General features: G+C 71.2%; 10 protein-coding genes and 1 pseudogene. 4 read left to right on the top strand and 7 right to left on the bottom strand.

The annotated features are described in order from the left end of the window. Nucleotides 1–68: 68 nt before the first annotated feature. Nucleotides 69–980, bottom strand: a complete 912-nt coding sequence (locus FRAQA3DRAFT_RS15305) for an MBL fold metallo-hydrolase (protein WP_009739938.1) — start codon at nucleotides 978–980, stop codon at nucleotides 69–71. 531 nt (nucleotides 981–1,511) lie between these two features. On the opposite strand from FRAQA3DRAFT_RS15305, the gene FRAQA3DRAFT_RS15300 reads away from it, so the two are divergent. The 4 genes and pseudogenes from FRAQA3DRAFT_RS15300 (at nucleotide 1,512) to FRAQA3DRAFT_RS37290 (ending at nucleotide 4,139) form a co-directional block, all read left to right on the top strand. Further along, complete coding sequence (locus FRAQA3DRAFT_RS15300; protein WP_009739937.1) at nucleotides 1,512–1,886, top strand: hypothetical protein; 375 nt, start codon at nucleotides 1,512–1,514, stop codon at nucleotides 1,884–1,886. Between the two features lie 457 nt (nucleotides 1,887–2,343). Further along, nucleotides 2,344–3,135: an AfsR/SARP family transcriptional regulator gene (locus FRAQA3DRAFT_RS15295; RefSeq protein ID WP_009739936.1), complete on the top strand. Its 792-nt coding sequence runs from the start codon at nucleotides 2,344–2,346 to the stop codon at nucleotides 3,133–3,135. A 356-nt stretch (nucleotides 3,136–3,491) separates the two neighbouring features. Continuing rightward, nucleotides 3,492–3,665, top strand: a pseudogene (locus FRAQA3DRAFT_RS38770) (hypothetical protein); the annotation flags it as partial. A gap of 240 nt (nucleotides 3,666–3,905) precedes the next feature. After that, nucleotides 3,906–4,139 carry a hypothetical protein gene (locus tag FRAQA3DRAFT_RS37290; protein WP_009739935.1) on the top strand — a complete coding sequence of 78 codons (234 nt, stop codon included), beginning with the start codon at nucleotides 3,906–3,908 and terminating at the stop codon, nucleotides 4,137–4,139. 112 nt (nucleotides 4,140–4,251) lie between these two features. Here FRAQA3DRAFT_RS37290 and FRAQA3DRAFT_RS15285 read toward each other — a convergent pair whose 3' ends face one another. The 6 genes from FRAQA3DRAFT_RS15285 to FRAQA3DRAFT_RS15260 all read right to left on the bottom strand — a co-directional run bounded on the left by FRAQA3DRAFT_RS15285 (nucleotide 4,252) and on the right by FRAQA3DRAFT_RS15260 (nucleotide 13,060). Continuing rightward, nucleotides 4,252–5,283, bottom strand: a complete 1,032-nt coding sequence (locus FRAQA3DRAFT_RS15285) for a glycoside hydrolase family 26 protein (RefSeq protein ID WP_009739934.1) — start codon at nucleotides 5,281–5,283, stop codon at nucleotides 4,252–4,254. A 62-nt stretch (nucleotides 5,284–5,345) separates the two neighbouring features. Next, nucleotides 5,346–6,395: a hypothetical protein gene (locus tag FRAQA3DRAFT_RS15280; protein WP_009739933.1), complete on the bottom strand. Its 1,050-nt coding sequence runs from the start codon at nucleotides 6,393–6,395 to the stop codon at nucleotides 5,346–5,348. A gap of 157 nt (nucleotides 6,396–6,552) precedes the next feature. Then, on the bottom strand, nucleotides 6,553–9,084 hold the full coding sequence (locus tag FRAQA3DRAFT_RS15275) for a hypothetical protein (RefSeq protein ID WP_009739932.1): 2,532 nt from the start codon (nucleotides 9,082–9,084) through the stop codon (nucleotides 6,553–6,555). 492 nt (nucleotides 9,085–9,576) lie between these two features. After that, nucleotides 9,577–10,023, bottom strand: coding sequence for a MerR family transcriptional regulator (locus tag FRAQA3DRAFT_RS15270; RefSeq protein ID WP_009739931.1), 447 nt, complete (start codon nucleotides 10,021–10,023; stop codon nucleotides 9,577–9,579). 82 nt (nucleotides 10,024–10,105) lie between these two features. After that, a complete protein-coding gene (locus FRAQA3DRAFT_RS15265) occupies nucleotides 10,106–11,185 on the bottom strand; it encodes an NADP-dependent oxidoreductase (protein ID WP_009739930.1) in 1,080 nt (359 codons plus the stop codon). 117 nt (nucleotides 11,186–11,302) lie between these two features. Further along, nucleotides 11,303–13,060 (bottom strand): ABC transporter ATP-binding protein/permease, encoded by a 1,758-nt coding sequence (locus tag FRAQA3DRAFT_RS15260; RefSeq protein WP_369809430.1) that lies wholly within the window; start codon nucleotides 13,058–13,060, stop codon nucleotides 11,303–11,305. Nucleotides 13,061–13,134: the final 74 nt, after the last annotated feature.

Raw genomic sequence — 13,134 nt, 5'->3', positions numbered from 1 at the left:
CTCAAGTCCGAATTGAAGCGGGCCGCGAGCTAGATGGACTGGTCATGAATGCGGTCGTACGCTGCTGATCAAGCGTGGCACGTAGGGAGCCTCCCATGAAGTTCCACCATCGCCCGGAAAATATCATCGACCTGAACGACGTCCCCATGCCCCTCGCCGCGCAATTCGTCGCAGGCACGATAGAGATTCGGCACCAGCCGCTCGCTGTCCACGAACTCCGCGAACTCGCCGAGGTCCGCGTTCCGCGCGATATCAAGCGGAGCCAGCCCTTCGGTCAAACCAGCCCTCGCCAGATCCATCAACCAGTCGAGATAGCGTTCGGTGACATCCAGGAGTTCTGGCCCGCCGACCGCTCCGTGTCCCGGCACGATCGTCTCCGCGTCGAGTGTCCGGAGTGTGGCCACCGCACTGCGCAGCCCGGCGATCGACCCGGTCAGTATGAGTGGAGTCACTCCGGATAGCACCAGATCGCCAGTGAACAGCACGCGCTGTCGTGGTAACCAGACAATCGTGTCACAGCAGGTGTGCGCCGGCCCGAACGAGCGTAGCTGGGCGACGTGTTCCCCGAGGTGGAGCGTCATGCTGTCTGCAAAGGTGACGTCCGGCGGAATCAGTTCGACGCCCCCCCAGTCCACATCGGGCCACAGCCCCATGAGGTGCAGACCTACCTCGATGACCTCCGCCCTGGTCTGTTCGTTACCCACCACGGCGGCCTCGGGGAACACAAAGTTTCCGAACGTGTGGTCGCCATGCGCATGGGTGTTGACGATAATCCTGGGCGAGATCTGCGCGACGTCCCCGACCAGGTCACGCAGCCGCCTAGCTCGAGTTTCGGTCGCAGCGGTGTCGACGAGAACGGTCGTGTCTTTTTCGACGATCACTCCAGCGTTGTTGAGGCACCATCCACCGTCGGGTTGCAGGAAGGCGTGAACCCCGTCGGCTACCTCTTCGAGTCTCGGTGCGCCAGTGAAGGCCTCCATGTCGACCACTCTCACACCGAGCACTCGATAATCGCTCAAAGCCTCGCCGAGTCAGCCCTGGAATCGCAGACTCCAGACGGGCCAGCCCCTCGCCGTAGCCATGCACAGGCGCCATCACACCCCCGCGCCCGGATCCGCTGATCTGCCCTGGACACAGCCTCGATGACCAGCGGCGAACCCGGAAAAACCATGCCCACAAGCGGATCGTGTTGTCAGCGGCAGGCGTAGGGTGTAAGTGTTTAGTCCGCAGGTGGTGGGGCCGAACAGTGCTCCAGGAGAGGGCAGATGCGGCAGGACACCGGCATCCCAGGAGTACGGGCAAGTCTTTGCGTGTGCGCTGGCCCCTGCGTGCCCGCGGTGCCGTTGAAGACCTCCCGGTCAACAGCTCCGTATGCCGAGGAGGGATCTGCGGGCAGCCATCATGATGCTGTTCACCGACGATGCCCCGGCAGGGCTCTCCCATCGACGGCCGTCATGTTGATGTGCGAGGATCGCTATCAAAACAACCAACCGTGTGACGGGAGTGCGAGTATGGTCAAGAGGGTTTTGTTGGTCGGTCTGCTGCCGAAGCTTGTCGATGACTTTCACAAGCGGCTCGACAGGCCCGACATCGAGCTCCTCAGCGGCACTGGAGTCGAGGAGGTTCGCGCGGCGTTCGCCCAGGCAGACATCGAGCACGTCTTCCTTGGTGGAGGGCTGGATCTCAGGGCTCGGCTGGAGATGATCCGGGTGGTATTCGAGTCGAGCGACAAGGCAACCGTCCATCTAAAGGATCACCTGTCGGGTCCTGAGGGCTTCGTGCCCTTCGTTCGGGCGGTGCTCGGAGGACTCGACGACTACGAGCCCCGCGAGTCGTCCCGTGCGGTCCTGCGGGCACAGCGGCGCGATCTGCTCACGGAGGACTGACCGTAGGACCCCGCAGACAGGTCAAGCGTCGAGTCGCAGGCAACCTTCCTGGGCGTGCAGGTCCCGTGGGGCGTGCTCAACCGCAATGGTGGCCGGTCGCGACCTCAACTCCATGCCCCTTGGTTGAGCTCTGCACGTTGGCTCTGGTCGTGCGCTGATACCTGGTGCGCGTCTGCTGCCACGGTGTCGGCGCCATCGACGCGATCCGCAACGCCCGCCCCGGAATCCCCTGGCCACCCGTGCTGGCCGCCGCTGCACAGCAACATCACGGGTGCATCCCCAAAGGGAAACTGTTTACCTTTGGGAGTGCGAGGCTAGAGGTAGTCGGCTACCTCCTAGGGGGTATTGGTCTACCCCCTAGGAACCGTACTTTCACCCCTTGGGCGCTCGAGAATCACTATGGTAATTTCGAGCTGTAGTGATTCTCCGGAAGAGTGACTCTGGTCAGGGGGATGGCATGCTGGAATTCAACGTGCTCGGGGAATTGGAGGTCATCGGCGGCGGGCGCGATCTCGCGCCGTCGGCACCGCGCGTGAAGACGGTGCTCGCTCTGCTGGCGCTGAACGTGAACCGAGTTGTCAGCACGGAGACCCTGGCTGAGGAACTTTGGGACGATCTGCCGCCGCGGAGTGCGGCGACGACGCTGCAGACATATATTTACCAGCTCCGGCGGATTCTCGGCGGCACGGTCGGCGGGGGCGCTCAAGGGTGCGACATTGTCACCCGTCGACCCGGCTACATGCTGCGCACCGCCGGGGTTCGGGTCGACGCGGCGATATTCCTCGACATGGTCGGTGAGGGGCGAAACCTGTGGAAAGAGGAGCGTGTCGACGAGGCGGCCCATCGGCTGCGACAGGCACTCGAACTCTGGCGAGGCCCCGCTCTCGCGGACGTCAGGTCGGGGCCGCGGCTCAGAATTCATGTGGCGCACCTGTCCGAAGTACGGCTGCGGGCACTGGAACTGCGCGTCCACGCCTACGCCAGGCTCGGACGGCACCGTGAGCTGATTCCGGAGTTGCGGTCGCTGGTCGCGGAGCATCGGCTCAATGAATCGTTCCATGCGCAGCTCATCGACTCGCTGAGTTCTGCGGGCCGCCGCGCGGAGGCGCTGCAGGCATACCAGGATCTGCGCCACATGTTGAAGACGGAACTCGGCCTCGACCCGACGCCGGAGGTGCAGCGGCTCCAGACCGAGGTCCTCAGCGGAGTCAGAGGCGGCACCTTGTCCAGCCTGCTCCGGGCCGGGTGACTCGGGTCGGATCTCCCTCTACGAGGGTGCCGGCGGCGCCGCAGGGGATTGTGAAACCTGCAGCGGGCCCATCTCCAGCCTCCCGCCGAGCCTGGCCGACCTCGTCGTGTTCGACGTCGGTCTGTCGCTCGGCGTCGTCATCTCTGCCCGTGAACCGGGTGATATCGCAGGCCGGATGAGTCCACGTTCCGCCGACTGCTGGCCCGTCTGGACCGCCAGGCGCTGGCCGCGGCCGTGCTGGGACCCGCCGACCCGGCGGACCCTGCCGGACGGCCGGGAACAGGCCGTCTGCCCGCGGTCGCGGTCGACGGAAAACCAGCCGTGGTGTCCGGCGTCCCCACGGGAGCCGGGTCCACCTGCTCGGCGCCGCCGCGCCCGTCCTGAAGGTCGACTTCCGTAGGACGGACCGCACCCCCTGCCCGCTGCGCGCCCGCTGCACCTCCTCGGCGACCAGCGCCCGCAAACTCATCCTGCGCCCCCGGGACCAGCACCACGCCCTGGAATGCAGCCGCGCCGAACAGGCCACCGACACCTGGCAGCGGCGTTACAACATCCGCGCCGGCATCGAGGGCACCAGGCACCAGGCACCAGGCCACAGCGGCCGCCGGCATCCGCCGCTCCCGCTACCACGGCCTGCCCAAAAACCATCTCGCTCGCGTTCTCGCCGCCACCGCGGTCAACATCATCCGCCTCGACGTCTGGTGGACCGACACCCCGACCAGGAGAACACGAACCACCCACTTCAGCACCCTCACCTCCAGACTCGCCGCATGATCAGAGAATTGGGCAACGGAGTCCTTCAGACGGGGGAGGACGTCAACCGTCGTACCGCGTACTTCGCCTCGGACGACCAGTGGCGCGGCCAGTTCGGGCGGTGGGTGCGGGGCCACAGCGTGAGCCGGCAGCTCCGGCTGGAGCCGTTCGACGACGCGCAGATCCGGCGTTTCCTCCTCCACCGGTTCCGGCGGCGGGCCGGGGACGGGCAGGGACCGCGCAGGAGCTGAACGCCGGAGCGCTCGACGACGCGCGCCGCCTGCTCCTGACCGCCGCGGCGAAGGAGTTCCCGGGCCATCCGCTCTTCTCGCGGTGGTTGTCGGGTCCGCCGCTGGTCCGGGGTCAGCTGGTGCCGGGCGAGCCGGGGCCGAACAGCTTCAGGTAGCGCTTCGAGGACTTGGGGTTCAGGTTCGGCTTGTACAGCGACGAGCGGACGTTCTCCGCCTCGGAGTTGTTGTAGTACGCCTCGTATGCCAGATTCGCGGCATTCGCGGCGAACGTCTCGTACATCTTCTGGATGTAGAAGGGGTTGTCACCGCCGCCGCCGTCCGAGCGGACCACTCCCCACTCCGGGACGGCGAACTTCTTGCCGTGATCGTGGGCGAACCGGATCACCGTGCACAGCCCGGACCGCTGGTGGCACTGCCGGTTCCAGCTCTTGTCGCTGACCGACGCGGGGAAGTGGTCGTAGGAGTCGATGCTGACGATGTCGACGTACCGGTCGCCGGGATAGGCATCCCACACGTCGCGCCCGCTCCCGGGCAGCTTGTCGGTGTGGGCGTTCATGTTCCAGTCGATCTTCACCGCCGGTGCGGTCGAGCGCAGCGCGGTCACGGTCCGGCGAAAGCAGGTCTTCCAGGTCTCGACATTGCGCACGTGCCAGTACATGTAATCGCCGTTGAACTCCCAGCCGAGCCGGATGTAGGCGTCCGCGCGGCCGAACTTCGTCAGCGTCGTGCCGAACGTTCGCCAGTAGTTGTCGTAGGCGCCGCTGGCGCAGGTCGCCTCGTTGCCGTCGCGGGGGAACGGCGGCTGCGCGATCGACAGCTCACCGGGGAACTTGTCCCGCGTGAAGGCCGCCGTCGGCCAGTCCGCCGAGACCATGTTGTACCAGTCCTTGCGCTCGGTGAAGACGATCGCGAGCCCGACCTTGCGGCCGGTGAACGTCCCCCAGGCGTTGACGTCGGCGGGGTAGTTGCCGTTGGCGCCGGACACCCAGTGCACCCCGACGGGGCCGGGCTCGGGCTCCGACGAGCCGGAGCAGGCCGCGAGCCCGGCGGTCAGCAGCACGGTGACCAGCAGCAGCGGTAGTGACACCAGGCGCGAGCGGCTGCGCCCCGAGTGCCCCCGGTGGCGTCGCGCGCGCATGGTCATCGGATGACGGAGCCGGACGGTGTCCCCGCCGCCACCCCCCGACGTGGGCGTCCGTCCGGCTCTCACGCTACGGAGGACCTGCGTAGGACCGGCGCCGTGGTGGTCGAGGTCGTGTCGGTACCCGGCGTCGAGGACTGATCGGCCGACGCCAGCATCCCCGGCGCGTTGACGCCCGCAGCCGTCCCGCTCGCCGTGGTGGGCGTCTCCGTCGGGTTCGCGTCCCGCGACGCCAGCCAGGCCAGGACGCGGTCGGCCTCCGCGGCCCAGTCGTAGCCGGGGACGAGCGCGTCGCCGAGCTCCATGTGCGTGGCCAGGGAGAGCGCGGGGACCAGCAGGGTTCGCCGCCGTCGCTCGGGCCGGGCCAGCGCCACGGCGTTCAGGGTGGCCCGCAGCCCGGTCAGCGCCGCCCGGCGGGCGATCCGCGCGGCGGCCGTCGGCAGCTCCACCATCGGTGGCTCACCGCCCAGCTCAGGCAGCCGGAAGGGTTGGAAGCCCTGCAGCGTCAGACACGTGGCGCGGTCGAAGGCGCCGCCGACGAAGGGGATCGAGCGCAGCAGCAGCTCGTCCTCCACGAGGGTGCCGACTCGCAGGCCGAAGGTGCTGGTGGTAGTGGCGGCGCGGGCCCAGGACACCCCCTCGACCACCGGGGCGTGCTCGTGGTTGCCGCCGCCCTCGGCGACCTTCGGGCGCCGCCGGGTGGAGGCGGGGGACAGCCGCGACGTGCCGTACAGGGTGAAGTATTCGACGTCCGGCAGGGCGGCAGCGGCGGAGACCAGGGCGGACAGTGAGTGCTCCGTGTACAGATAGTCGTCTTCCGCAAGCCACACCAGATCGTCGGCGGCCCAGCCGCGGAGCCGGGGCATGCGCAGGACGTGGCGATACGACGCGCGATTACTGCCGCGCGTGACCGGGACGACCTCACCGGCGTCCGCCATCATCGAAAGGCGATCCGCCGGTATCGGACCGTCGTTGACGAAGACGATCCTTGTCGGGATGCCGACATTCTCGACGGCGCGTAGGAGGGACGCGAGCGCCAGCTTCTTGCTGTAGAACGCTGGTCGGTTCTTCGCGTTCTCCGAGCCGACCGATCGATACAGGATGCGCAGAATCATCTCAACCCCCCCCGCCTGGCCCGGGTCCAGGCGGCATTCACCGGAACGGTCTCGACGCCGGTCGAGATCCTACCTACAGCTTCGCCGCCCCCCGATGGGCCGGTCGTGCTCTGGAGAATTTCCCAACGCCCACCGGTGGGGCCGGACGCGATCCGGTTCATCCGGGCTCATACGATCCGGCGGGCTTCGCGTCGGCGGGCTTCGCGTCGGCGGGCTTCGCGTCGGCGGGCTTCGCGTCGGCGGGCTTCGCGTCGGCGGGCTTCGCGTCGGCGGGCTTCGCGTCGGCGGGCTTCGCGTCGGCGGGCTTCGCGTCGGCGGCGATCGTGGCGCCGTCCCGTTCCGCCTCGCGGGCCACCCGGCGGACCAGCATGAACCAGAACGGCACGGTGATCCAGAACGCCGCGATGTAGCCGACGATCGCGCCCGTATCGCCGCCGAGCTCCAGACCGATGACCGGGTAGAGCAGCAGCTGCGGGGCCAGGATCGCGTTCGCGCGGAAGGTGAGTTTGGCCTGGCCCATCGCGTAGAGCATGCAGGCCGGACCCACCGTCGCCGCCGGCCCCGCCTGCTGCACGATCGACAGCGCCAGCAGATGATGGGTCTGCTCCCAGGTGTCGCCGAGCAGGGAGTGGCCGACACTCGTCGGCAGGAACAGGAAGATCGTCCCCCAGATCGCGCCGACGGCGACGATCACCCCCGACAGCGCGTAGGCGGCGCGCAGCCGCGCCCCGGCCGACATGTCCTTGCGACGGGAGAACTCCGGGATCGCCCAGCTCACGATCCCGACGGCGAGGATCGTCGTCGGCCCGAGCAGCGTCTGCACGCCGCGCAGCGCGCCGACGAGGTCGATTGCCCCCAGGGTGCCGAGCAGCAGCGTCGACGCCTGCTGGGCGCCCTGGACGGTGAGGTACTCCGCGCTCATGTAGCCGTTGATGTCGCGGTGCTCGACGATCCAGGACCGGACCTGGTTCGTCGCAGGCCGGAAGCCGGCCTGGTAGATCCCGAGGACGGCCGCGACGGCCGCCGCCCCGCCCCAGGCCAGCAGCATCGCCCACGAGGTCGACACGTCGCGGACGATCAGCAGGTAGATGGCCGCGAACTGGACGACCGCCCAGACCCCGTCGTTGGCCGCGGCGGCGGCCGGCCGGCCCTCGGCGAAGAACACCTGCCGCCAGGCGTCCTGGAGCAGCAACGCCGGGAACACCAGTCCCATCGCGATCAGGGAGTCGCCGACGCTGCCGCCGATCGCGAGGCCGACGACCAGCGTCACCACCCCGGAGAACAGCCCGATGGCGAAGGCGGTCCCGGTGCCGGCGGCGCCCGCCGCCCGGAACACCCGGGGCGAGACGTCCGCGAACTTGATGCCCAGCGGCGCGGTGCCCGCGGCCTTCGAGAAGCCGATCATCAGCGAGAAGATCGCGAACGCCACGCCGAACGCGCCGAACTCCGACGGGCTGTTCACGCTGCGCGCGATGATGAACGACATCGCGGCGTTCGTGCCGCTGGAGAGCACCTGGTCGACGAGGGTCCAGATCGCCCGGGACCGGCTCGATCCGCGGGTGGTCCGCTCGACGCGGTGCCACCCGCCAGACTCGGCGTCCTCGCTGAGATCCGCCAGGCCGTAGTCGGCCGGCTCGGCGCGGTCCGCCACGGCCGTGCCGCCGACGGTGCCGGCTGCCGTGGGGCCGCCGGTTGCGCCGGCGTCGCCCGCAGCCGGGTCCGGCCGGTTGAGGCCGCCGAGGAAGAACTCGCCGGTCATCGCGCCGTACATCGGGATCAGGCCTTCGGCGGTGGGCGTGTGTCCGGGGCGGAAGCTGTCCGCCCCGGGTACCCGGCGCCCGCGCAGCCCGCGGATGATCTGCGTCCGCTCGTGGTCGAACGGTTCCACCCGGCGCGCCGGCGCCGCCTCACGGCGGCCGAACTCGCTCTCGGGTGGCTCGCCGCGCGGGTCCCAGGCCCGCTCGGCGGTGCGCTCCCGCTCGGAGTCCCGGCCCTGGCCGTAGCCGAACTCGCGGCCGTGGCCGTACCCATGCCCCTGGTGGTGGTCGACGGCGGCCTCCGGCTCCCCGAGCCGCCCGCGTCGCGGCCCCCCCGCGGCGTCCTGGCCGTGGTCGGGGTGCTGGCGGTGTTCCCTGGCCCGCTGGGTCCGGCCGGTGGGGTACAGCGCCGGATCCCGGTCCTGGTCGTGGTCACGGTGGCGGTCCCGACCGGGACCGGTGCCCGCGGCCCGGCCGTCGTCGCGGGCGCCTGGGCCGCCGGCGTTCTCCGCGGCTCGGCGTTCACGCTCGGCCCGGCGGGCCTCGGTGATGTCGGGCATGCCGAGACGGCGGCGCAGGGCGGCCAGCTCGGTCGTCGCCGTGAACTCGGCCGGAGCCGCCGGACGCGACGGGGACGGCGGGCCGGGACGCTTCTGCTCCGCCGGGCGGTCCTCGTCGGCGGGCCGGTCCGCCTGATCGGCGCGGTCGCAGTCCGTGGGTCGGTCCTGGTCCGTGGGTCGGTCCTGGTCGGCGGGTCGGTCCTGGTCGGCGGGTCGGTCCTGGTCCGTGGGTCGGTCCTGGTCGGCGGGTCGGTCCTGGTCGGCGGGCGTGGTGTCCAGATCCGGGGGTGGCACGGCCGAGCGGCGCGGGCGCGGCGCGGTGAGACGCTGGTTCGTCTGCGTGGTGGCGGGACCCGGGTCGGCGCGGGTCACCGGGGGTCGCCCGCCCGGCCGTCGCGGCAGGCGGGGCCGGCGGAGGGGCGGCGGACCACCCTGATCGTCATCGGATGGGAATCCGTGGCCGGACTCATCCATCCACCGCCGACCGTCCTCTCCGTGCCGCATCAGCCCGACCTTGACCGGCGCGTCCCGCCGGGGGCCACCGGGGCTCTCACCCGGCGAACCCCGGATGGGTCCGCCGCGGTGCCGCACACCCGGCAGCCAGCACGCCGATCGTAGCCCGATCTGGGTAGCTCACCCGGGCCGGGCGGGCCGGATGTGCCGCATCCGACCGATGCCGACGGTCGGCCGACGGGACCCACCACGCCGGGGCTGCGGCGACCGGACGCGATCCGCCGACCGGTGTGCCTGGTGGGCGGCCGGCGAGCTTCGCGGCGCATCCCTGCGCATCGACGACGGTGCCGCATCTCGAGGACGATGGTGACGATCATAACAATCGGCGGTGCGCCCGCAGTGATTTGCGTGTCATCCCTCGGCGCTGAGGTCATCCCTCGGCGCTGCGACGGATCCGCCGACCGCGCGGCTCATGGCCGCAGGTCCGGTGGCCGCGGCACCCACCACCTCGGGGAGCCGCTCGGCGAGGCGGTCGCGCAGGGCGGTGAGGGCGGCGATGCGCCCGTCGAGCGTGGACAGCCGCCGGGCGGCGACGGTGAGCGCGTCGCCGCATATGGGGGCCGGGCGGAACCGGTCGGGCAGCGGTCGATCGAGGAAGGCCAGGAAGGATCGGACGTCGGCCAGCGTGAAGCCGCTGGCGACCAGGTCGCGGATGTTGCCGACGCGCACGACCGCGTCCTCGTCGAAGTCGCGGTAGCCGCCCGGTGCCCGGCTGGGTTGCAGCAGGCCGCGCTCCTCGTAGTAACGCAGGGCCCGGGTTGTCGTCCCGGTCCTGTGGGCCAGCTCGCCGATCCGCATGGATGCCACCTCCGGGAGGCCGGTTCGCGACGGTGAACAACGAGGAATGGTTCCCCCTCCGGATGGTGACGTGGCCGGGCGGTCATCCGAAGGGCGCGACGAGGACGCGACCGGTGTAGGCACCGGCAAGCATGTCGATGAACGCTCGCGGGGCGTTCGCGAGCCCGGTCACGACGGTCTGATCGAGGACGAGTCGGCCGTCGCGCAGCCAGCCGGCCACCTCCGCCTGGATCCGCGGCAGCCGCTCGGCGTGCTCGCCGGTGCGGAACCCGCGCAGGGTCAGCCGGCTGCCGATGGCGGCGGTCAGGTCGACCTCGCCGCCCGGTGCCCGGCCGTTCTGCCGCCCCAGCACCCCGCACAGGGCGACGCGGCCATGCGGGTTCATCGCCTCGAGCGCTGCTTGTAGCTGCTCCCCTCCGGTGGTGTCGAAGAACACGTCGACGCCGTGCGGGGCGGCCTCGCGCAGCCGATCGATGATCGGGCCGTCATGGTGGTCGAACGCGGCGTCGAAGCCGAGGTCGCCGACGAGGTGGGCGACCTTGGCGGGGGAGCCGGCGCTGCCGACGACCCGGCCGGCTCCCTTCAGGCGGGCGATCTGCCCGGCGAGACCGCCGACCGCCCCGGCGGCACCGGAGACGAACACGGTCTCCCCCGGGCTGATCCCGGCGACGTCGACCAGCCCCACCCAGGCGGTCGGGAAGGACGCGAGATGCGCCGCCAGGGTCGGGAAGGCGTCGGGGTCGATCCTCCGGAACCGGTCGGCGCCCGCGGTGACGTACTCCCGCCATCCGAACCCGTGGCGGACCGTGTCGCCGACCGCGAGGCCGGGGCTGGCGCTCGCCATCACCTCCCCGACGGCATCGCCGGCCAGTGCCTCGCCGACCGCCAGCGGCGGCATGGCCACGCCGACGTCGCTCAGCCGCAGCCGCAGGGCAGCGTCGAGGGAGAAGTACCGGTTGCGGACCAGGACCTCGCCGGGCGCGGGCGGGTGGACCGCCACGGTGAGCAGGCGGAAGTCCGCGGGCGCTGGGCGGCCGACCGGCCGCGCGGCGAGCCGCACCTCACCCCCGGTGCGGGGGGCGAGGTCCAGGTGGTCGCGACCGTGGGGGGCGGCTGCGTGGGTGGCGGCTGCGGGGGTGGCGGATGGCGCGTTGTCGGTCATGGCGCCGGACGGTAGAGCCTGACGCGGACGTCAAGGTCAAGCGTGGCAGCATGCCGGTGCCGGTCGTCGGGTCGGGGCGCGCCGGCCGGTCCAGCGGTCCACGACCACGGTCCACGACTAGGGGTGCCGGCGGCGCAGCGTCACCGCGGCGAGGCCGAGGGCGGCGAGGGTGCAGCCGGTGACGATCACTATGTCGCGGGCCAGCCAGTGGTCGAAGTGCCGCGACGTCGACAGCCGGGCCATGGCGTCGACGACGTACGTCATCGGCATGACGGTGCTGACCGCGTCGAGCACCGGCAGCATGTCGTGCCGCGGCAGCAGGATGCCGCACAGCATGAACTGGGGGATCAGCGCCGCCGGGATGAGCTGCACCGCCTCGAACTCGGTGCGGGCGAACGCGCTCATCCACAGGCCGAGCGCGGTGCCGAGGAAGGAGCTGAGGATGGCCGCCACGAAGAGCATGGGGGGCGATCCCCGCACGGTCAGGCCGAGCGCGCCGACGGCCAGCGCGGTGGTGACCGCGGCCTGGGCCGCGGCGAGCACGGCGAACGCCAGCCCGTAGCCGAGGAGCAGGTCCCCGCGGCCGACGGGGGTGGTCAGCAGCCGCTCCAGCGTGCCGGAGGTGCGTTCCCGCAGCATGGCGACGGAGGTGACGAAGAACATCGTCATGAGCGGGAAGATTCCGAGCAGCGCCGGACCCACCCGGTCGAAGGTGGCGGGGGACCGGTGGAACAACAGGCGCAGCGTCAGCAGCAGCACCGGCGGCAGCAACAGGACCAGGGCGAGGGTGCGGCGGTCGCGGCCGAGCTGGTGCAGCACCCGGGCGGCGGTGGCGTTGGTGCGCAGCGCGTCGATGGGCTTGCGGCGCGGGCAGGGCGCGACGCCGCTGGGATGGCGTGGGGGGCCGTCTGGATGGCCGGGAGCCGGGGGTGGGGCCGGGGAGCGCGGCGGATCGGAGGTCGCCCCCGGACGGCCGATCGTGGCCGACGCGGCGCCGGGATCGGCTCGGCCACCCACGCCGGCGAGGCGCCCCGCAGCCTCGACGAGGCGCAGGAAACCCTCCTCCAGGTCGGCGCAGTCGGTGGTGGCGAGCAGGTCGGCGGGCGTGCCCTGCGCGAGCAGCGTCCCCTCGTAGAGCAGCAGCAGGCGGTCGCAGCGGACCGCCTCGTCCATCACGTGCGAGCTCACCATGATCGTCATGCCGCCTTCGGTGAGCTGGCGGAAGTCGGCCCACAGCCGTCGGCGCAGCAGCGGGTCGGCCCCGACGGTGGGTTCGTCGAGGACGAGCAGGTCGGTGCCGCCGATCATCGCGACGGCCAGGGACACCCGCGAACGCTGGCCGCCCGAGAGGTGGTCGACCAGCCTGGACGCCTGCTCGGTCAGGCCGACGTGCTCCAGCAGCGCGTCGAGGTAGCCGGGCGCCCGGGTGGGGTCGTCGGGGTCGTCGGCCTGGGCGAGCGCGGCGAAGTAGCGCAGGTTCTCCCGCACGGTCAGGTCGCCGTACACCGACGCGGCCTGGGTGGCGTAGCCGACCCGCCGGCGCAGGCAGGCGTCGCCCGCGGCGTAGCCGAGGACGCGCAGGTCCCCGTCCACCCCGCTCTGCACCCCGACGATCGCCCGCATCAGCGTGGTCTTGCCGCCGCCGCTCGGCCCGATCACCCCCGTCACGCTGCCGCGGGGCACGGTGAACGTGATCCCGTGGATGACCTCGTGACCGCCGCCCCCACGCCGGCGGGCCCCGCGCCGGATCCGCACGTCGGTCGCGGACACCGCCGCCGCGTCTCTGTGCGCGCCGGGCGGGGCGCGTCGAGCGGCGATCCCGGCCGCATTGGTCACGCTCGGCGTCGGTTCCAGTCCGGGGTGCACCCGCCGCATCCTGCCAACGTCGCGCCCCGATCCGCGCGACCGAGCGTCCCGGCGAGTTCCGCGGCGGTCCCGGGCGCAGCGTC

Origin of the sequence: Frankia sp. QA3 (assembly GCF_000262465.1) — a bacterium.
In the GTDB taxonomy this organism is placed as follows: Bacteria; Actinomycetota; Actinomycetes; order Frankiales; family Frankiaceae; genus Frankia.
The sequence above is the reverse complement of the archived record's forward strand: the minus strand, read 5'-3'. Positions and strand labels throughout refer to the sequence as shown.